At 34.8% G+C, this 21,303-nt stretch carries 14 protein-coding genes; 3 read left to right on the forward strand and 11 right to left on the reverse strand.

Features of this window, described 5'->3' with window-relative positions; all coding sequences use genetic code 11:
* Nucleotides 1-103: 103 nt before the first annotated feature.
* The 11 genes from ACQ0RB_RS11270 to ACQ0RB_RS11320 all read right to left on the reverse strand — a co-directional run bounded on the left by ACQ0RB_RS11270 (nucleotide 104) and on the right by ACQ0RB_RS11320 (nucleotide 15,916).
* Nucleotides 104-628 (reverse strand): hypothetical protein, encoded by a 525-nt coding sequence (locus tag ACQ0RB_RS11270; RefSeq protein WP_430498502.1) that lies wholly within the window; start codon nucleotides 626-628, stop codon nucleotides 104-106.
* 30 nt (nucleotides 629-658) lie between these two features.
* On the reverse strand, nucleotides 659-3,652 hold the full coding sequence (locus ACQ0RB_RS11275; protein ID WP_430498504.1) for a type I restriction endonuclease subunit R: 2,994 nt from the start codon (nucleotides 3,650-3,652) through the stop codon (nucleotides 659-661).
* Between the two features lie 4 nt (nucleotides 3,653-3,656).
* Nucleotides 3,657-7,301 (reverse strand): DEAD/DEAH box helicase, encoded by a 3,645-nt coding sequence (locus tag ACQ0RB_RS11280; protein ID WP_430498506.1) that lies wholly within the window; start codon nucleotides 7,299-7,301, stop codon nucleotides 3,657-3,659.
* Nucleotides 7,302-7,310: 9 nt separating this feature from the next.
* Nucleotides 7,311-7,694: a hypothetical protein gene (locus ACQ0RB_RS11285; RefSeq protein WP_430498508.1), complete on the reverse strand. Its 384-nt coding sequence runs from the start codon at nucleotides 7,692-7,694 to the stop codon at nucleotides 7,311-7,313.
* A 2-nt stretch (nucleotides 7,695-7,696) separates the two neighbouring features.
* Complete coding sequence (locus tag ACQ0RB_RS11290; protein WP_430498510.1) at nucleotides 7,697-8,959, reverse strand: restriction endonuclease subunit S; 1,263 nt, start codon at nucleotides 8,957-8,959, stop codon at nucleotides 7,697-7,699.
* Nucleotides 8,959-10,746: a type I restriction-modification system subunit M gene (locus ACQ0RB_RS11295; protein WP_430498512.1), complete on the reverse strand. Its 1,788-nt coding sequence runs from the start codon at nucleotides 10,744-10,746 to the stop codon at nucleotides 8,959-8,961. The genes ACQ0RB_RS11290 and ACQ0RB_RS11295 overlap by 1 nt, the downstream gene beginning before the upstream one ends.
* An 84-nt stretch (nucleotides 10,747-10,830) precedes the next feature.
* Entirely contained in the window at nucleotides 10,831-11,850 is a 1,020-nt protein-coding gene (locus ACQ0RB_RS11300) for a hypothetical protein (RefSeq protein WP_430498514.1), read from the reverse strand.
* The gene (locus tag ACQ0RB_RS11305) at nucleotides 11,847-13,529 is read right to left on the reverse strand and encodes an AAA family ATPase (protein ID WP_430498516.1); all 1,683 of its coding nucleotides are present in this window, start codon (nucleotides 13,527-13,529) and stop codon (nucleotides 11,847-11,849) included. The genes ACQ0RB_RS11300 and ACQ0RB_RS11305 overlap by 4 nt, the downstream gene beginning before the upstream one ends.
* Nucleotides 13,530-13,603: 74 nt before the next feature.
* Nucleotides 13,604-13,813 carry a hypothetical protein gene (locus ACQ0RB_RS11310; protein WP_430498517.1) on the reverse strand — a complete coding sequence of 70 codons (210 nt, stop codon included), beginning with the start codon at nucleotides 13,811-13,813 and terminating at the stop codon, nucleotides 13,604-13,606.
* A complete protein-coding gene (locus ACQ0RB_RS11315; RefSeq protein WP_430498519.1) occupies nucleotides 13,814-14,830 on the reverse strand; it encodes a helix-turn-helix transcriptional regulator in 1,017 nt (338 codons plus the stop codon).
* Nucleotides 14,831-15,142: 312 nt separating this feature from the next.
* On the reverse strand, nucleotides 15,143-15,916 hold the full coding sequence (locus ACQ0RB_RS11320; RefSeq protein WP_430498521.1) for an XRE family transcriptional regulator: 774 nt from the start codon (nucleotides 15,914-15,916) through the stop codon (nucleotides 15,143-15,145).
* 52 nt (nucleotides 15,917-15,968) lie between these two features.
* On the opposite strand from ACQ0RB_RS11320, the gene dinB reads away from it, so the two are divergent.
* From dinB to ACQ0RB_RS11335, 3 genes are read left to right on the forward strand one after another with little or no spacing between them, the layout of a single operon-like run.
* Nucleotides 15,969-17,183: a DNA polymerase IV gene (gene dinB, locus ACQ0RB_RS11325; protein WP_430498523.1), complete on the forward strand. Its 1,215-nt coding sequence runs from the start codon at nucleotides 15,969-15,971 to the stop codon at nucleotides 17,181-17,183.
* Nucleotides 17,183-20,170, forward strand: coding sequence for a DNA polymerase III subunit alpha (locus ACQ0RB_RS11330; protein ID WP_430498525.1), 2,988 nt, complete (start codon nucleotides 17,183-17,185; stop codon nucleotides 20,168-20,170). The genes dinB and ACQ0RB_RS11330 overlap by 1 nt, the downstream gene beginning before the upstream one ends.
* A 52-nt stretch (nucleotides 20,171-20,222) precedes the next feature.
* The gene (locus ACQ0RB_RS11335; protein WP_430498527.1) at nucleotides 20,223-20,960 is read left to right on the forward strand and encodes an SOS response-associated peptidase; all 738 of its coding nucleotides are present in this window, start codon (nucleotides 20,223-20,225) and stop codon (nucleotides 20,958-20,960) included.
* The last annotated feature ends 343 nt before the right edge of the window (nucleotides 20,961-21,303 follow it).

A 21,303-nucleotide genomic window follows, 5' to 3' on the forward strand; every position in this document is an offset into this window, starting at 1 on the left:
TGACAAACTAAATATATTCAAAAATAATGGATTGACTTTTTGACCTTTGGGGCTAAAAAACACAACCTTGTTGTTATCTGTATATGATTCATAAAAATACTTTTCATGATTTATAAGGAAATTCCATTTGACATAGTCTCCAAAATTCTTGACCGTTGATTTCTGTTAGCTGTTCAGAGAAAAAACTTATAATCTCTTCTTCCATTGTGCTGCTTGCTGCCATAAATTTTTCTCTAAAATTTAAATGCGGCTCTGTCGGTTTTTGGTTTTTTGTCATTGCTAAAAATATCTCTTGTGGATGATAATGGTAATGGCATCCGCTTGGGCAATTCCCTATAAATTTTGGATAGCGTGTTAAGCCTTTAAATTTTTGGTAATATGGCTTATACTTTGAAAAACACATCATGTCTGCTAAAACAGTTAGAAACAAGGCTATTCCAAAATATTCTTTTCCTTCTTTATCCAAAAAATTAAGATGCCCCATTTCTGGTGTAAGTCTCTCATATTGAATTGAGAGTGTTTGTTTATATTTTTGGTCTTCGTGAAATTTGCTTTCATCAGGAATTTCCGAAAAGAATCTATTTATATCTTCTCGAAACTGTGATTTATAGTATTTCTTAAAGTCCATTTCTGTTGTTTCCTTTTAGCTGTTCATGTATTATTTACCCAAACCTCTTACTCTTGCATCGTACAACTCGTTAAACCACATGGTTTTGAAGAGGGTGTTGATCTTGTCTTCTGTCATCTTGTTGTAAAAATCCAACTTCTTGTCAATGAAGTTTAATAACTCGGAATCTACTTCTTCACTGAACTTATCCTTGATGTTATCCTTGGAATTACCTTTGTTGAAAAATGCCATCAACTCTTCGTTAGAGTAGATGTTTTGTTTCATTCTATTAAATTCAACCTTATCTTCTTCGGTCAGCTCCAGACCATAGGTATCGTTTAACACTTTAATAATTTTTGTTAGGAAATCCAATTCATCTTCTTGGTTTGCTCCTGCTCCTCCTGGTTTTAAGCCTTCCTTTTCGCCATCCACCGATTCTAATTTTAAACTGGTGGTGTATTTGTGTTGTATTTTGTAGCTATCCAACTGTACATCGTTAATGACATCGACTGGTAAAGTGGATTTTGCATAAGGTAGCTTTTTGAGTAATGCTGTGATGAATACGTATTTCTTTTCCAATTCGACATCGGTAAAACTGATGATTTGGCTTAAAAATCTGTATAACTTTACGTAGGATTTAGCTGCCGATTTAAAATTATGCTGTTCCTCCTCATTTAAATCGTCTTCAAACCTATTGGCTATGGTTTTTAAAATGGGCTGTAGTTTTTCGAAATCGTCTTTTGGTGAGAAAAATATTTGAGCAAATGTTTCTACTTCATTTTCATAATAGAGATTGAATTTTTCGACTTCATTCAAGCTGTCATACACTGCATTGGGATCGGTGAGATTCTCTTCGAGGATATAGTTTTTACCATAGTATTCCTGAAAATCGGCTTGTATGTCCTCGGGATCGTTTACAAAATCCAATACCATGGTGGCATCTTTCCCTTTGGTTCTTCTATTAAGACGTGACAAGGTTTGTACCGTGCTGGTATTTCCCAATTTTTTATCGACAAACATGGTGTGCATCAACGGTTCGTCAAAGCCTGTTTGGAATTTATTGGCTACAATAAGAATGCGGTATTTAGGTAGTTTTAAGGCATCTACAATACTGATTCTGCCACCTAAATCGTTCATGCTCTTTTCAGTGTACTCTTCTCCAGTTTCGGCATCTTTAACGGTTCCTGAAAATGCTACCAAGGCTTCATAAGGCAATTTCATTTCGCGCATCACGTCATCGAACTTACGCTTGAAACGTACTGCATGTAAACGCGATTTGGTTACTAACATCGCTCTTGCCTTTCCTTGAATTTCATTTTGGGTCTCGGATGCAAAATGCTCTAACATGATGCGTGCTTTCTTTTCGATGGCATGATCTTGTAAATCGACATAATTGCTCAACACCCGTACTGTTTTTTTCTTTTCGTACTCTTTATCTTCGATCTCTGATCGCTTGATGAGCTTGTAATATCTTTTAAACGACATGTAGTTTTCCAAGACATCCAAAATAAAGCCCTCTTTTATGGCCTGCTCCATACTATATTTATCGAAGGGTTCTTTTTGACCGTTAACTAATGTTCCGAATAACTCTATGGTTTTGGATTTTGGTGTTGCGGTAAAGGCAAATTGTGATAAATTGGGTTGTTGTCCTTTTTTGGCTATTTCATCGGCTATGACCTCATCCAAATCTTTTTCCGGAATGTCTTTTTCGGCTGCTTCCTCCAAGCTCAATGCCTTACGCATGTGTCTTGCTACTTCTCCAGATTGTGAGCTATGGGCCTCATCTATAATAATGGCGTATTTACGATCGCTGAACTGGGTGACTACATCTGATATGACTGGGAATTTTTGAATGGTGGTGATAATAATTCTTGTGCCATGTTCAATCTCCCGTTTAAGGTCTTGGGCTGTGGTTTTTTCATCCAGATAGGCTACCATACCAGGAACATTGTCTATTTGCCTGATGTTTTCTTGTATTTGGGTGTTCAGTACACGTCTATCGGTGACTACAATCACCGAATCATAGAGTGCTTTTTGATCGGTGTAGTGTTGGTAGAAATTTGCCAAACGGTAGGCTAACCAAGTGATAGTATTGGATTTTCCCGAACCTGCCGAATGCTGAATTAGGTAATTTTTCCCTGTGCCATCTATTTTTAATTGTGCCAGTAAGCGTCTTACCGCCTTTAACTGGTGAAACCTTGGAAAGAGTAATTTGGTGGATTTTTTTTCTGCCAGTTTTTTGGTTCTTGGGTCGTAATACTTTTCGGTGTCTTCTTGAAGATTGATAAAGTTTTGCACCAAATCCATGATGGAATCTTTACGTAAAATATCTTCCCAAAGGTAGGCTGTATCGAAGCCATTGGGGTTTGTATTGCGCAAACCTTGATTAAAGGGTAAAAAGTAGGTGGATTTTCCATCTAACTTGGTGGTCATAAATACTTTTTCTGTGCCTACTGCAAAATGTACCAAACATCGTTGAAACTCCAGTAAGGGTTCCCCTTTAGGATCACGATCCTGCATGTATTGCTTAATCGCGTTGTGATGGTTTTGATTGGTTAAGGCGTTTTTTAGTTCGGCTGTAGCGACAGGAATGCCATTGATAAAAAATGCCAAATCAATTTCGTTGTTGTTTTTATTGGAATAGGCTAACTGACGAATGATAGACAGCCTATTTTCTTTATACCATTGTTCGTGCTCTGGGGTTTTATTGTTTGCAGGTTGGAAGTAGGCCAAATCAAAATGCAACCCGTTCATTTTTATACCGGCACGTAAGGTTGCCAAGGTTTTATTTACTTTAAGGCTTTTTGCTACCCGTTCCAATAGTTTGATATCGGTGGCATTGCCCAATTGTACTTCCAATTGGTTGTATTTATCGGTTTGGGATTGTTTGATAAAGGTTAGCACCTCTATTGGAATGAGTGTGGTATCCTTATCGTACTCGTTTTTTGCGACTTGATGGTATTCGTTTACGCCACCATTGTCATTAGTGGTTAAATACTGTACTATATGGTCTTCAAAATGTATTTCTTTGGTTCCTCCTGCCATGGTATTATTTGTTAATCATTTTTTTATGTTTGGTTTCCAAAGCATTGGGGCTTGCGACACTTACTTTGTCAAACAATTCTATTTTTTCCCTAAAGGATAAATGTACTTCTTCTTTGTTATCGCACCACCACTTATAAAACTCTACGGGTTTATTTTTGTAAGGTACTAATGCTTTTATGGGTTTGCCATAGCCTTTGAATTTAATTCTTAAACCTAAACCCAACGACTTTTTAAAATAATCGTAATGATTATTTTTTAGCCTGTTTGCTAAAATGTCAAATACGCTTTTATCAATAGTAAATTGATGTTTTCTTTTTTCTTTGTCAAAAGCTACAGGGTTGTGGTTTAGCCATTCGCTTACTTTCATGGTTTCTTCTTTTCCATCCACTTCTATTGTCAATAGGTTATCCATATTGTAATAGGTCTCGGAACTTGCCTTAAAAATATGGATGCTACTGTCTTTACCCTCATTCGCCTTACCTTTATTGGTTTTTGGTTTCCTTACTTTTTTTTTAAGATACTTCACGATGTCCACATTATTAGGCTGACTGGATTGGTAATTTTCCAATAAGGTATCTATATCTTCACCCAAGAAAAAGTCTTCAATAAAATTCCATCGTTCTTCATTTTCAAAGCCATTTAGGAAGAAATGATCAAAGATTTGATTACTTAAATAGTGGCGTTCCAAGGTTTTTTCCAATAAGGTATTCTTATAGAAATTATCGTTGGCATCCCGTTCTATACGTTGCGGATCGTTGATACGAATGAATACCATAGGATTTTCGCCTCCTTTAATTTCAAAAGTGCCTATCTCCAACATTTCCATAAAGTAGCCTAACCGCACATAGGTAATGGCGTTGGACTCTTTATTAGTTATGTAACGGTTTACAATGTTTTCATTGGTGTTTTCAAACAAGCGGCTAAATCGTTTTGACATGGCTGCGAAGGCCTGTAAATACCTGTTGTTAAACACACGGTATCTGTATTGGTGTTTTTCCTTTTTGCGCTGTAAAAATGCCCCTTCTTCAATGACACCCGGTTGTATCATTCTACCAGAGAATGTTGACAAGACGAACTTGGACAGTTTTTCGGATTTCACCTCGTCTTGAAGTACGGCATTTAATTTGGCCTGTAAGTCTTCTTGACTAAAGAAACCTTCCATTTGTACAAAGGCTTGTTGTAATGCTTGAAATAATCCTTCTAATTGCTGATAAGCTTTGTTATAATCTATCGTTCTTTCAAAGGATATTTTTAATTGTGGCTTTATGTCCACATTAATTTGCCTAAACAATCTGCCCAAATAAAACTCGCGTTTTAGGCTTGGAAAACTTTTATCGCTAAAGCTCTGTTGCCATATTTTATCTAAATCGACCTCTATAATTATATTGCTATGCAGTTTGGTAATCTCCCTTATGGCCGTTGGGTAATGCCTGTTTAAAATGGCAAATTCCGCTTCGCTCACGCTGGCAAATACCAGTACAAAGAGTTTTTTAGGGCGCGCAATAAGCACGTTGAACCTGTTTTTGGCCAGATAGTCTTTTTCAATCATCATTAAGGCGGTAAGTACCTTTTGATCGAGGTCTATGGCGTTTTCAAAAATATGCCCAAAATCGTCTATGGATAACAGTAAGTTTCGGGATTGGTTTTTTATATAGGCCTTGTGTATTTTTTGAAGCACTTCCCTAATCTGGTATTGCCTTAATGCCGACATACCATGCAGTGCTTTACTGAAGCGTTGGTCTTGCGTGGAATAGTTTAAGGCTGCAAAACCCTTAATGTTAGGATCACGTGCCACCCTACCAATTTCTTGTACATAGTCTGGTAACAAGCCTGATGGTGCGTGGTGGTACACCACCTGTATATCGGAAATATCAACTCCCATACCGAAAGCTTTGGTAGATACCATGACGTTGCGATCGCTATTTTTAAACTGCCTGTATGCCAATTCCTTTAAATGGGAATCCAAAGACCCGTAATAGCCTGTAGCCGTTTCGGGTTGATCGTTTAGTTCTCCAAGGATTTGTCTTATATGCTTGGTATAAGGTGTATAGACCAAGGTTTTTAAACCTACTTCGTTGATGCCTCTAATAAATTCAACCGTTTGATTGAGTTTGCTGCGCTCGTAACGGGATTCGAACCTATCGTGGTTGTTAATGACAAACTCGATATCATCCCGTTTTACCTGACCAATGAAAATATGCGGGTTTTGCATCACCAAACTATCGATGCTATCGAACACCATATCGTTAGAACCTCCGTAAATAGCCGTAGCTGTTACCGCTACCATAGGGAATTGGATGTTTTTGTACTTTCTGATCTTGCGGATGTGATTCCCCAAAAACCAGTAATCTACCCTGAAATCACGTCCCCAAGTGGTAATGAGGTGCGCTTCGTCTATAACCAATAGCCCTAAATTACGATCACCAATAAAGTGAGATACATCGTAAGACAACAAGAGTTCTGGGGACATATAGAGTATATCGATCTCGCCTTCTTTACAACTGTCTATAATGCGTTCGCGATCTATAAGGCTTAACTCACTATTAAGGTAGGCTACTTTGTTGTAATTCCTATCCGCTACAATGGCTTTTACCTGATCTTTCATTAAGGCGATAAGTGGTGAAACTACAATAGTGACATCACCTCTTTTGGATACGTGAAAAGATGGTAATTGGAACAAGAGGGATTTTCCTGCGCCTGTAGGTGCGGTAAGGAACAAATCTCTAACTTCTCTATTGTCTTTAGCGTTTTCGTACTCTTGTATGATGGTATCTACAATCAAACCTTGAGAAATGTCTATCACCTCTTTACTGGAATTGGGGTTTTTATACACCTTTAAGTTTCTAAAACTTGCTTTTTCTCCCCAATACTGCTGTAAGGCAGCTATAGTTTCCGGTAAAGGTTGATAATCTTCCTCTACGGCTACTTCGGGTAAAAAGTAGAGTGCGCCACCCAAGGTCTTTAAAAAAGCGTTTACTTTTTGCAGTACCGTTTGGTGGTGTTGGTTGGCAGGTTGTTTGGTATGTAGCTTGATATAGGCTGTGGGTGCTTTACTCCCTTGCATCACTTCATTTACAAACACATCCAACTCGTAGGCATCGGACATATCAATTACTTCATGATCGCCGTTATGGTCTTTAAGCTCCAAGGGGCTTTCGTCCTGGTGCAGGTCTATGGTTTCTAGTTGTTGGGATACCGACTTTAGGGAATAGTAATAGTTATCGCCAATTTTTAATTGCTCTGCGTGGTGCAAAGGCATGAGGTCGCTGCGTTTTTCTATGCTTTCGTTTTCTTCTTTTTCAACATATAGCGTTTTATCCAATGGGTAGAGCTGACGTAGATTGTCTTGAAGTACGACCACTCGCTCCATAAAAAAGGACGGATCTATATAGCTGAACAGATAGGTTAACTGTGCATAGGAAATGAGGTGAAACTCTTTGGGCGTGTTTAATGCCGTAAAAAACTGGGTAAACCAGGCTTTTGAAAATGTGGTATGCTGTTCTGACAGGAAAGTTGCCTTATCGGTAATGATAGCCTCGTTAAACAAACTCAAACTTTCCGCATCCAAACCTTGTACCACAACTATGGCATTGGCTTTTGCATGGTCTTGTATGCTTGTTGTTATCCTATTGTAATAGTAAGTACTCATTTATTTCTTTTATGCTTTTAATTGTTGTAACCAAAGGTTTAACTCGTGGGCCACTTCGTATAGTTCTTTTTCTATGGATTCTTTAATTAAGTTTTCCAAAAGCTGAATAATGGTTTCTGGGTTTTCAAAATACCCATAGAGGTCTCTTTTTTCCTGCATGGTCTCATAAATGTACTTTATGATGTTGCCACGTTGTATGAGTTTTTGGTGCTCCTCTCTTTTATTATTTAGCTTTTCGTGGTTGTTATAGCCAGAATACACATGACTTATTAACTCATTGCGTTGTTGCCACCCCGTTGCATTTATTTTTGAATTGGTTGCCTCCAGTTCTTTTTCTAAACCCTGAAAGGTTTTTACAAAGCGCTTTTGTATGTCTAACTCTGCTTTATCCATAGTTAACTATTAGGCTGTTGCCAACCTCTTACATCTATTTTACCGGTTACTGTTTCGCTAATGAGCGATTGACGATAGTCTTTAAGTTTTTGGATTGAGGTTTTAATTAATAACATAGAGTCGTTTAATTTGAAAATATTATCCCTTAAATAGTTCATAATTTCAGTCTGCTCTTTTTCTGGCGGGCAAGGTATTTGAACATTCATCAAAGCATCTTGTGTCAATTTTGGTTGAGCTGCGCCTTCAATGATAGGCGTATAATCTATTAACTCAAGTAACTCTGTGTAATAGTCGATGTCTCCCTTTTTTGGATGTAAAATGTGCGCGTGATTATTTACCCAATATTTACCATCAGCAATAAAAACTAATCTTTTTGATCGTGAAATAAGATTTGCTCCATCTTCACCAATTAGAATGTTCTTTCCTTCAAATAAATAATCATCAACCTTATCGATTATACCTGAAGCACCGTAATAATCATATATTTTATTTTTCATCACTCCTCTTTGAGAGGAACTTAACGGAACTCTTATATTATTAAGATTATTCAAAACATGCTTCAACTTCACCACCTCCCAATGCTTTGGAATTTCACCTAACCACTCGATGCCACTTTCTTTTAATACTACATTTTTATTTAACCCTTTGGTTACGGCTTCGTTGATGATGGCTTGTCGTTGCTCTTGTAGTTTTTGTATAAGGGTTTCTTTTTTGGCAATAAGTGCATCTATCTTACTGGTGTGGTAATCGAGATAGGCTGCGATTTGGGTTTGCTCTTGGGGTGAGGGTAAAAGCATTTTTAAGCTTTTTAACACATCGCCACTAACGTGAGGAATTCCCATACCTATAGTATTATCTTGTATATGCCTTTCACCAAGTTGTAACAAATAATTCAGATAATTAGACTCAAAATCAGAATCGGTTATATCAATCTTTGCCATTGTTGATGATAACACTCCTTTTTTGGCTTTAACAATTTCTCCTGCTTTAGAACCATCCCATAAAATCAAAATATCGCCATCATCAACCAATACTAATCCCTTTTCTTCAATAGAAGCGTATGTAGGATAATCTGTTTTATCCCTTAAAAATTCCATTGATAGATATGGCAATAAGTTCTTACCACCTTCATCATAATCTACTTTTGGTTTTCTTCCTTTGGTAATATTGCTAATCCATTTTAAATTAACACTTTTCCAATCTTCAGGAATTTTTCCAATCCATTCTACGCCACTGTCTTTGTATGTACTGTATGCCTGTTTCATTAGTTAATGAGGTCTTTTAAAAGGTTGGCAATGTCGTTTTCAATATCTACAATTTCTGCTTTAATCTCGGTTGCAGGACGTAAGGGTGTGTAGTTGTAGAAATACTTGGTAAAGTTAATTTCGTAGCCAATACGGGTTTTGTCGTAGTCTATCCATGCGTTAGGTACGTGTGGTTTTACCTCGTTTTCAAAATAGGTTTCTACGTCCTCTGTTAAGGGTACGCTCTCGGTATCCCGTTTTTTGCTATCTGGTTTTGGGTTGCCGTTACGGTCTAACACTATCTTGCCTTTTTTGTCCAACTGTGGTTGCTCTACCGTAAGTTGGTAGTAGCCAAAGAAGTCGTTGTCGAAAATTTTGGAATGCTCGTTTTCCTCGAAGTTTTGGTAGAGTTCCAATAGCTGCGCAATGTGCGCTGTGGTGATCTCGTTACGCTTGTTACCCAAGCTTTTTTTGTTGGGTTGGCAGAATAGCTGTTGCTCTTTGTCTTTTCCGTTACCATCTACTTTAATAATTTTCTTGGCATCGCCATTAATGAGCTGTACCTTGCCCTTGCGGTGTGGGGCTTTGTTGTTGGTTAAAAACCAAATGTAGGTGTTAATGCCTGTGTTGTAAAAGAGGTCTTTGGGTAGGGCTACGATACACTCCAACCAGTCGTTTTCGATGATCCAACGACGTATGTCGCTTTCGCCAGAACCTGCACTACCTGTAAACAAAGGTGAACCATTGGTTACCACGCCAATGCGTGAGCCTTCGCGTTCCATTTTAGAGAGCATGTGCTGTAGGAAGAGTAACTGCCCATCACTTATCCTTGGCGTACCTGCATAGAAGCGGCCTGCTGGGTTTAAAGCTTCATTAATGATAAATTTTTGATCTTTTTTCCAGGTGACGCCATAGGGTGGGTTCGCCATCATGTAATGGAAAGTCTTACCTTGAAAGCGGTCTTCGCTAAAGGAATTGCCGTGTTTGATGTTGTTGGCATCCTCACCCGTGATGAGGGCTTCAGACTTGGCGATGGCGTAGGACTGCTCGTTGATTTCCTGCCCGTAGGTGACAATGGATGGTTTGTGTTCGGTATTGGCACAGACCTCGTCAAGGATGAATTTTTTACCCAAGTTAACCATACCACCCGTTCCGCACGCTGGGTCAAAAATGGTACGTATGATACCCGGTTGGGATAGTTTTTCCTTTTCGTTGACGAACATAAAGTTGTTCATGATCTCGATGACATCGCGTGGGGTGAAGTGCTCCCCAGCCGTTTCGTTAGATTGCTCGTTTGAGATACGTATGAGTTCCTCGAACACGTAACCCATACCGTGGTTGTCGATGGCTTCGGTATGCAAGTCTATCTTGCAGATGGCACTTATCATTTCGTAGAGTAACTTATTTTTTACTAAGCGTGCTACAACTTTATCAAACTGAAAACTCTCTAAAATTTCTTGTACTTCTGGGTTAAAATTTTGTAAGTAGTTATTAAAGTTAATTTCTATGTATTGCGGTTCGTCTTTTAAAGACTGAAGTGTGTGTTTAGAGGTGTTGTAAAATTTTAATCCACCAGCCGCTTTACGCAATACAGGAATAAGCTTTTCTGACGCTAATTTATCGTGGAATTTTTCATAGGTATCACGTACGTTGACATTTACAGGTTGTAAAATACAATCTAACCTGCGAATGACTACAAAGGGTAATAACACATCTCCAATCTCATTTTTTTTGAAGGCATCACGTAGTACATCATCGGTGATCTGCCAAATGAATCCTACTTCTACTTTATTATTTTGGTTGCTCATTTTTAGTGTTTATTGTCTTTTATATTGTTTGACATTGCAAATATGGAAATAATGTGTGCGTTTTTGGCGCACAGAGTGTTTTAGTTAATTTAATAGTCTATTTTTAATTGTTTTATCTCCATTACAACCAAAAAGACTTCTATCTATTTGGTTTTTATTTACTGCTACATAACCCGCAATACCATTACAATGCTTACTTATCTGACCTATCAATTTTATTGCTGATTGAAAATGTTTTGTGCCTGAATTATCTAAATTTGAGAATATCTCTAAATATTCAAAATCGTTCTCTTCTTTAACTTTCTCTAAATTATTTGAATAAAAGACATCAAAACCCTTGTCTGATTTATTGACTACATAGTTACTTACAATTCTTCTTTTATGAATTTCTGATTTCGCTAAAACAAGTTCAATATTTATTGGATATTCTCGTAATTGTTTAATAGCTAATACTAACTTACCATATTCTTTTATCCACCAATCGTTAGATTTCTTTTTACTATTAGGTGCAACGACAGTGATATGATATTCAATTTCTAATTGGTCTGGTAAATACGCATTTATAAAAGGTATCAAATTAATTAAACCTCTATTCAAGCCATTATCTTCATTTGTAAAGAAATAATTATCACAAATTACAAGACTGTTAGAAAGTGGTTTGTTAAAATGGATGATGCCTTTCCATCCATCTTTTATTTCAGCATTTTTATCAAGTTCTATAAAAAAAGTTTTAGAAAATAAATCTTCTGGAACATTTGCGCTTGAAAAAACAGCCATTCCCATCTTATTTTGAACATCTATAGCTGCATCATTATCAATATCTAAAACAAAAATACCATTTGGTTTTTCTATTGTTTGAGACAAATCTTCTTTAACCTGTTCTATATAACCACCTAAAGCAACAGGAAGCTTCATTGTACCTGAACTATTATAGGCAATATAAAGAGGGTCTAACTCATTAGTAATTTTAGCATCAAGTTCTTCATCGGAAATATTTAAACATAGATGAATACCACTTTTAATAATTTTATTCCAATGAGGCATTTCTTCTTCAAACAAAACAAATTCCTCTATTTTATTGGATTCAATATAGAGTGTTATCATTGTGCTTTATTTTTGCGAAGTTCTTTAATCATTTTTAGTGTTAGACTTCCAGCTTCGTCATAAAAACCAGGGCCAAAATCTCTATTAAATTTTCCTTGACTATTATATTCCATTTGATAAGGTCCGTCTTCTTTATGGAAGTAAAAAATTGAAAAAGGGTTAGGATTCAGTTCTTGATTAGATAAATAATCATTCTCTAAAGCTAATAGTTGAGAGCGCCTAACAATATATTCAGAATGTGTTTCTACTACAAACCTTACTTTAAAGGATTGATATGCTGCTAAAAACATTTCTGTTAATTGAGACTGAAACTTAGGATGCAAATTGGCCTCTGGCTCTTCTATTAGCATCAACTTATTGGAAGTACTATTTAAAGATAATAGGGCAATTTGTAGAATAATTGTGAAAATTTGCCCCGCTCCAAAACCTTTATCGGCCAAGTCTACCCAATGTCCTTTTTCTTTAACTTGTACTTGGCTTGCAGTATTAGAAATATTGATGATTTTAAAGTCTTCACCGATATCAAATTTTTTCAACCAAGTAATTACAAAATCTCTTTCTTCTGTGCCCTCTAAATCTAAAACAGGATTATTTTGATAATCTACTAAAAGCTTGTTGATATCATAATCGCTGTTTTTGTTTAAAAAAACTCTAGATTGACTATTTCTAATTGGACTAAGGTGACTGAGGTCATATGTTAAAACATTTTCTAAATCAGTGATAAAACTCGATAATTGTTCCGATTTAGTTTTGATGTTTACTTTGCCAATTTTATCTTGACTCTCATCAATATATTTTATTAATTGTTTTTGCAGTATATTGAATAGGTTATTTTTTGTTATTTCTATTTCCTTTTTATTAAAAGTTGGCATATATACGTTGTGAGACCCTAATTCTTTTTTATATGACTTTTCTTCTGATTTAATGAGTTTTTTTAATGTATTGATCTTTCCAGTTAAAAGATTTTTTTCTTGTATTTTAGAATCTAAGTTGCTTAGTAAATTTACAAGGCTTTTTACTGTATGATAATGTTTTACAAGTTCACGAAGCTTATCTAAGTTAGACAAAGCTTTAAATGCTGTTGTTTTATAATCATCTTCCTTATAATTAACACCAATAACCGACATTATGAGTCTACTAGGGAGATGGTTGTTAATCAGCTCCTTAAAATCTAAAAAAAGAGCTTCTATTTTATCATCTACACTATGAATTTCTAATTCCAATTCTAAAACAGCGCTTCTAAAATTGTCATTGCCATCTTCAGGTGCAATCAACAGTCTGTTATCAAATTTAATTGAGTAAAATTCAATATCATTTTTTATATCTAAAAAAGCAGAGTCTGACAGTCTTTTTACTTTTAACTGCTCTAATTGTGACTTCTTAAATAATAACAAGATATCAAAGCCTAGGTTTGAATAAGAAAATCTTAGCTCTTCACTTTTCACATGCCAATTAATGGCATTTCGATAATCTATAATTTTATGTTTTTGTTGAAGTGGCCCATCAAATTTTAGTTGAAAAAGGTTTCCTGAGCTCAAGTGGTCACTTAAAATCATTAAATACTTGAGAATACTTGATTTACCTGAATTATTGGGGCCAACCAAAAAAGTTATAGGATTTAGATTTAAATCCCACTCACCTTCTACTTTTCTAAAGTTAGATATTTTTATATTTTCCATTAATTTTGTTTTAATTTATATATGGTTTAATATTGGGCGGCTTATACCGCCCAATATTAAAACTCATAAGATTGCTACTTGTCAATCTTTACAGCACCTTCACTCTCTTCAATGATTTTGAAGACTATCGGCACAATTGCAGTAGCAATTGACCAAATTAATTTTGCACTTTGCATAAAATTAATTTTTTTGTTAAGCCTACTAGATTCTTTTTTTTGGCCATTTGGCTTATACCAATATCTTAATTTCTTAAGACGTTGCAATATTAATAGTAATGTGTGCATTTATTCTGCACAGTTGTATTTTTTTATTAGTTGTTCTACTCTGCTATATATTTTATCTTTCAGTTCTATTGGCTGCAACACTTGAATTTTTTCACCATGTTGCAGGATCAAAGCTTCCAGTTCATAATTAGGAATCAGTTCCAACATTATATCGGTGAATGCATTGGTTTTATTAACCACTTTTTGTGATCCGTGTAAAGGTTTGGTTTCTATGTATGGCCATAGGCTTTCATCGATCCTCAATACTATTTTACTTGGGCTTAATTGGTTATTAAAGGTGACGCCAATAATGTCTTCAAAATATTCTTTAAAATCAATATTAGTTGTTATAAACGGGGTGTTGGCTTGTTGAATATCCTGTATTCTATCTAAAGCCAAATTGGTTATGTTATCGAAGTTTGGATTTTTGCCAAACACGAACCAACGGTTGTTGTATTGTTTTAGGTAGTAAGGATGCAACTCGAACACCATGTTGCTATTTGAAGCAAAGCTTTTGTAGGTAATGTTTAGGGGTGTTTTGTTTGTGATAGCGTGATACAGCTCCTTGATGTACTCCTTACCTTTTAGGAATTCGTTTTGGTCGAACTCGATAATTTGGTTAGCTTCTGTACCGAATTGAAAAGATGCTTCCAAACGTGTGGTCATACTTTCGATCCACTCAAACTGGGGCAAGCCTTTGAACCTATTGAGGGTAATGAGGGTTTCTTTGAGTTCCAGTGCTTCTGATTCGGTAAGCGGTTGATTATTTATAGAGAAATTGACATCACTGTAGTAATAATATACCTTTCTACCCATTTTATCTTTTTCAATGGGTGCGTTATAACCGTTCTCACTCATCATAAAAGCTATATCATCATATAGTTGTCTTTTCTGAACTCCTTCTGCATTTCCTGTAAAGTTTTCAATAGCAGATTGACAAACATTTACTAAATCATTAATAAAATACCTCTTAGATTTATTTCTAAAACATTTATCTAGTGCTTGGTATCTGATTATAGCGTGTTTTGTATTTGGCATAGATTTAAACTATAAAATTACTTAGCTCTTCCAGACGCATACACTTTGTTAAATATCTATTACATAGATTTAGTTTAATATTAAAATAACTGGTTAGTTTTAGCTCCATAAACTTTTCTGCATATTTTTGTATTATATTTTAGATGATATTATTGGTTTTAGCAATTCACTTAAGTCTATTACATAAGAAAGCACCTCAAAATGAGTCGCATTTTTTTATAAGGGAGTGTCTAAAGATAATAAAACTTTATTTACAATCATTATCACAAAAATCATTACTCACAGTTCTACACATACAAAACCAAAAAAAACTCACCTCAAAACCTTTTCCAAAGCCTTTAACTCAACACCAAGCTCATTGAACATACTAAGAATACTACTAATTTTAAGCTCTTCCTCTGTATATTCTTGTGTATTTATACTACATGTAAATTCCCAGATTTCTAAAACCTCGTCTATAGGCACACTGTAATCGTTATAGGTTTTGTTATCAGACATCAATAACAATGACCCATTAAAATCTATATTGTTCATTACGCGTTTATACACCATACCATCATTAAGTGTAACCAGTACATAGGTACGTCCTGTCTTAATTTCATTTCTATCTTCTATAAATCTACCTACAACAAAAGCTCCATCTTTCATAGGTAACATAGAATCTCCTTTTATAGGAAAAGCTCTGTGCTTTCCAGTAGGTAAAAAAGGCAACTTTATCTTTTGCAGCTGTTCAATATATTCAGGATCATCATAGCCACTTAAATATCCAGCAGATGCTTTAGCAGGAACAATTTCGATTAAATCATCACTATCAGTATCTACAGTTATAGGGAATAAAACACGTTGATTACCAATTTCAATAAATGATGCATCCTTAGATTTAGTTAAATCATTTTTCAATAGTATATCTATAGGCAATTTAAAAAAATCGGATAGTTGTATTAAAAACTCTATAGTAGGCGCTGATCTATTTTCCTCATAAGAACCAATCCTCGACCTTGATACGTTTAGATGCTCAGCTAACGCTTCTTGAGTTAACCCTTTTAGCTTTCTAAGATGACGAATATTTTTTGCTACAATTTTCATAATACTACAAATATAAGCAATAATTGCTTTAATATGTAGCTAATTTTGTGTTATGGAAAAGAATATTTTACATCTGGATTTAGATACATTTTTTGTTTCATGTGAGCGTCTTATTGATAGGCGTTTACAAAACAAACCATTATTGGTTGGTGGTACTGGAGACAGAGGAGTTGTAGCTGCTTGCAGTTATGAAACTCGACCTTTTGGTGTTCACTCTGGGATGTCTATGAAAGTTGCTAGAAGATTATGCCCTGAAGCCATAGTTATTAGAGGCAATTCTTCCATTTACACTAAATATTCGCACACAGTAACAGAAATTATAAAGGAGAGTGTTCCTGTATTTGAAAAAGCTAGCGTCGATGAGTTTTATGCAGACCTATCAGGCATGGATAAATTTTATGGCTGCTACAAATACGCCTCTGAATTACGGAAAAGAATTATTAAGGAATCTGGACTTCCAATTTCATTTGGTTTGTCAACAAATAAAATAGTCTCAAAAGTTGCAACTGGAGAAGCAAAACCTAATAATCAATTAAAAATCGATACAGGCTTTGAAAAAGAGTTTCTTGCGCCTTTATCGATTCGAAAGATACCATCTGTTGGAGAAAAGACGTATCAAGTTTTACGTAATCTAGGAGTCGATACAGTGGGTGTTGTACAACAAATGCCATTAGAAATGATGGTAAGCGCTTTGGGTGTAAATGGAAAAACGATTTGGAAACGTGCACATGGCATTGACAATCCACCTCTAATACCATTTCATGAACGAAAATCAATATCTACTGAGCGCACTTTCAACAAAGACACAATCGATATTAAAGTATTAAAGACTACAATTTTTGCAATGGCTGAAAATTTAGCCTTTCAATTGAGAAGAGGCAACAAATTAGCTGGCACTATAAGTGTAAAGATTAGATATTCAGATTTTAACACCTACAACAAACAAGTAAAAATACCGTATTCAAGTGCTGATCATATTATAATCCCTAGAGTACTTGAGCTATTTGAAAAACTATACCAGCGTCGCTTATTAATCCGATTAGTTGGTGTTAAAATTAGTGATATAGTAAGTGGTCATTATCAAATCAATCTATTTGATGATACTGAAGAAATGATTAGTCTTTATAATGCCATGGATAAAGTAAGATTGCGTTATGGAGAGTTAAGTATAATGAGAGCTTCATCTATGGGAGCTAAAACTATTGGTCGTTTTAATAATCCTTTCAGTGGTGAACCTCCAGTGTTACTGGCACATCGAAAACAATAATGTATTTAAACTGTCATACATATTATTCCTTACGTTATGGCACGTTTTCTGAAATTGAACTTTTAGAGCTTGCCAAGGAGAACAATGTTGATGCTTTAGCTCTAACAGACATCAATAACACTTCGGCATGTTTAAACTTTATTAGAAAAGCAAAAGAATTTAACATTAAGCCTGTAATAGGAATTGACTTTAGAAACGGTAACGATCAATTATTTGTAGGCATAGCTAAAAACAACGAAGGGTTTAAGGAGTTAAACCAATTTTTATCTTACCATTCTGAAAATGATATAGAGTTACCTGATGTACCTACTAAAACACTAGATAATTGTTATTTAGTCTATCCTTTTGAAAAAGTCTTACAGCTTGAAAAAAATGAGTTCAAACCTAACGAGTTTATTGGTGTTTCGATTGAAGAACTTAAAAAGTTACGCTTCTCAAAGTTGTTAAACCTCAAAAACAAGCTGGTTGTACAACAACAAGTAACCATTAGAAACAAACGTGACTTCAATGCACATCGACTGCTTCGTTCAATTGACAAGAACTGTCTATTAAGTAAGCTAGATAAATCTGAAGAATGTTTAACAACTGATAAAATGCATCAAAAAGAAAGTTTAGAAGATGCTTTTAAAGATTTTACATTCATATTAAAAAACACAAAAAAGATCCTTGATAGCTGCACAATAGACTTTTCATTTGGCAATGAAAGAGTATCACAAAATTTAAAATTGTATACAGACTCATCTGAAACTGATTTTAAGTTATTAGAGAGCTTATGTTTTAAGAACTTAAACAAACGATACACCGATCCTACAAATGAAGTTTTGAAACGATTAAATACTGAACTTCACACTATCAAAACATTAGGCTTTGTTTCCTTTTTCCTTATCAACCATGACATTGTTAATTATGCAAAAAGTAAAGGGTATTTTCATGTAGGTCGTGGTAGTGGAGCTAATAGTATTGTAGCCTATATTATAGGTATAACTGATGTTGATCCAATTGAACTCGATCTTTACTTTGAGCGTTTTATAAATCCTTTTAGAGCTTCACCTCCTGATTTTGACATTGACTTCTCTTGGAAAGATAGAGATGATGTTACCGCATATATTTTCAAGCGTTTTAACCATACAGCTTTGATGGCTACCTACAACACCTTTAAATATCGTGCAGTGGTTAGAGAATTAGGCAAAGTTTTTGGTTTACCTAAAGAAGAAATTGATAAACTTAGTAAAGGAAATTATAGGCAATCCGATTTAGACGAACTATCTCAATTGGTTTTACGTTATGGAAAATTAATAGAGGGATTTCCTAATTACCTTAGTGTACATTCTGCTGGAATAATAATTTTAGATAAGCCAGTACATTATTATTCTGCAACAGATTTACCTCCTAAAGGCTTTCCTACTGTTCAGTTTGATATGATTATTGCTGAAGATGTAGGCATTTTTAAGTTTGATATATTAGGGCAAAGAGGTTTAGCTAAAATAAAAGATGCATTAGAAATTATTAAAACCAATAGGCCTGAAATTAATAATAATATTGATATTACTAATGTTGAAGCATTTAAGATTGACAAAAACATTAATCAGCTTCTAAAAACAGGTGGTGCAATTGGAGCGTACTATGTTGAATCACCTGCTATGCGAGGTTTAATGCAACAACTCCAAACCGAAGATTACTTGGGCTTAGTGGCAGCTAGTTCTATAATAAGACCAGGTGTATCTGGTTCAGGAATGAAAGACGAATACATTAGACGCCATAGAAACCCTGAAAAACGAAAAGATGCGCATCCAATTTTATTGCAAATAATGCCAGAGACCTATGGTGTAATGGTTTATCAAGAAGATGTATTGAAGGTCGCCAATCAATTTGCAGACCTCACCCTTGGGGAAGCGGATATATTACGTCGAGGTATGAGTGGAAAATATAGATCGCGAAAAGAGTTTTTAGAAGTAGAACAAAAGTTCATTTCAAATTGTAGAAGCAAAGGGTTTGAAGATGACTTAATTTTTGAAGTTTGGAATCAAATTAAAAGTTTTGCTGGTTACGCTTTCGCTAAAGGACACTCAGCATCTTATGCTGTTGAAAGTTATCAAAGTTTGTTTTTGAAGTGCTACTACCCTTTGGAGTTTATGACTGCAGTTTTAAATAATGGTGGTGGGTTTTACAGTACAGAACATTATCTACATGAAGCTAAACAACAAGGTGCAAAGATTTGTTTGCCATGCATTAATAGAAGTGACCATCCCAATAGATTAATTGGTAGTTCCATTTATTTAGGGTTTGGGTATTTGAAAAATTTAGAGACCTATACCATACAAAGAATCTTAAGTAATAGACAATTATTTGGCGCTTATAAGTCTCTTGATGATTTTATAGATCGCGTTTCTATTAGCATTGAACAATTAACCATTCTAATACGCATTAATGCATTTAGATTTACAAAAAAACATAAAACTGAATTGTTGTGGCAAGCTATTTTTAAACTAAATGCCCAAGGTTCTAAAACCAAACAAGCTCAGCTATTTAAAATTCAGCATAAACAATTTGAGCTACCTAAATTAAAAACTGATTGGATTGAAGATGCTTATGATGAAATGGAACTACTAGGTTTTCCATTATGCAATTACTTTAATTTAGTTAGTGAACAAATACATGGTGGTATTACAGCAAGTGACATGAAAAACCACATTGGTGAAAATGTAATTATATATGGGAGCCTTGTGACTACCAGATTTAATAGAACATCACAAGGTAAATTAATGCGGCTTAGCACATTTATAGATCAAGAAGGTAAATATTTTGACGCAGTACACTTTAGTGATATTGTAGATAAATTTCCTATTAACGGTCTAGGAGTCTACATGTGTTACGGTTCAATTAAAGACCGATTTGGCTTTTATAGCATGGTTGTCGTATCAAGTAAAAAAATGGGTATAATTACCGATCCACGTAACGCATCTTTAAAACATCTTAAATCAATATAGTCATAAACTTCGCCTAATCCATTTGATTTCTTAATTTTAAGAAAAAATAAACATGTGTTTTCATACTAGTACCACTAACAAGGTTAAAAAATTAGAGAAACATTTTAAAGTAGGTGTTGTTGACCCTTCAATGGAATCTTATTTTGACAAACCTACTTATCATCACAACGGTTTTTCACACCCAAACATGCTGGTAATACCACAAGAGCGTTCGGACTTATTAGCTCCTGGGATTTGGGGTATTGTCCCTAGTTATAAAACGAAAGATGACATAAAAGATTACCACAAAGAGGCAGTCCGTTATGGAGGAGGTCTAAACGCCCGATCAGAAAAAGCATTTGATCATTTTATATACAAAAATGCCATAATGGAAAAGCGTTGTATAATTCCTGTTTCTGGTTTTTTTGAACCACATGATTATAAAGGAAAAAAATATCCTTTTTATTTCAAAAATAAGGAAGACTATCCTTTAGCATTAGCAGGTCTCTATACAGTTATTGACACATACATAACTTTTACAATTTTAACCAAAAAAGCTTCTCCTCTATTTGCTAAAATTCATAACAAAAAGAATAGACAACCTTTAATATTGGATGAAGAATTGACCCACAATTGGCTATCTGTAGATTTAAGCGAATCTGAAATCGAGGACATACTACAATTTAGTTATCCAGAAGAACAGCTTAGTGTTTTCCCTGTAAGTAAAGATTTGTTTAGCCCTAAGGTTGATAGTAATAAAAAAGAAATAATTGAAGAGGTTACTTATTCTGAGCTACCAAACCTTGCTTAATTTTTTTCAAAACATCTAACAAAATTTACTATCTTCACCCTATAAATCAGTGAACACAAACCGAACACGTTTTGAACACGATTTAACATTTTGAAATTTTTTAAACAACTGAAAATCAGAATAAAACAAGCTGATTCAAGCAATTCATAACCCGGAGGTCTCGAGTTCAAATCTCGATCTCGCTACAAAATTTTAATTATTTGTAAATAAACGGTTTAGTTCGCGCTAAACCGTTTTTTTATGTGTATTATTTATGAATTAATTACCTTAAACTTTAACGCACTTTATTTTTTATATGAAAAGGGCACGATTTTAATACTAAAGTATTTAATCAAAAACTATA

The organism is Gaetbulibacter sp. PBL-D1 (assembly GCF_050509525.1).
Classification (GTDB): Bacteria; Bacteroidota; Bacteroidia; order Flavobacteriales; family Flavobacteriaceae; genus Gaetbulibacter_B; species Gaetbulibacter_B jejuensis.

Coding starts and splice junctions, on each gene's coding strand:
- ACQ0RB_RS11270 (WP_430498502.1), bottom strand. CDS start 628: ATGGACTTTAAGAAATACTATAAATCACAGTTTCGAGAAGATATAAAT.
- ACQ0RB_RS11275 (WP_430498504.1), bottom strand. CDS start 3,652: ATGGCAGGAGGAACCAAAGAAATACATTTTGAAGACCATATAGTACAG.
- ACQ0RB_RS11280 (WP_430498506.1), bottom strand. CDS start 7,301: ATGAGTACTTACTATTACAATAGGATAACAACAAGCATACAAGACCAT.
- ACQ0RB_RS11285 (WP_430498508.1), bottom strand. CDS start 7,694: ATGGATAAAGCAGAGTTAGACATACAAAAGCGCTTTGTAAAAACCTTT.
- ACQ0RB_RS11290 (WP_430498510.1), bottom strand. CDS start 8,959: ATGAAACAGGCATACAGTACATACAAAGACAGTGGCGTAGAATGGATT.
- ACQ0RB_RS11295 (WP_430498512.1), bottom strand. CDS start 10,746: ATGAGCAACCAAAATAATAAAGTAGAAGTAGGATTCATTTGGCAGATC.
- ACQ0RB_RS11300 (WP_430498514.1), bottom strand. CDS start 11,850: ATGATAACACTCTATATTGAATCCAATAAAATAGAGGAATTTGTTTTG.
- ACQ0RB_RS11305 (WP_430498516.1), bottom strand. CDS start 13,529: ATGGAAAATATAAAAATATCTAACTTTAGAAAAGTAGAAGGTGAGTGG.
- ACQ0RB_RS11310 (WP_430498517.1), bottom strand. CDS start 13,813: ATGCACACATTACTATTAATATTGCAACGTCTTAAGAAATTAAGATAT.
- ACQ0RB_RS11315 (WP_430498519.1), bottom strand. CDS start 14,830: ATGCCAAATACAAAACACGCTATAATCAGATACCAAGCACTAGATAAA.
- ACQ0RB_RS11320 (WP_430498521.1), bottom strand. CDS start 15,916: ATGAAAATTGTAGCAAAAAATATTCGTCATCTTAGAAAGCTAAAAGGG.
- dinB (WP_430498523.1), top strand. CDS start 15,969: ATGGAAAAGAATATTTTACATCTGGATTTAGATACATTTTTTGTTTCA.
- ACQ0RB_RS11330 (WP_430498525.1), top strand. CDS start 17,183: ATGTATTTAAACTGTCATACATATTATTCCTTACGTTATGGCACGTTT.
- ACQ0RB_RS11335 (WP_430498527.1), top strand. CDS start 20,223: ATGTGTTTTCATACTAGTACCACTAACAAGGTTAAAAAATTAGAGAAA.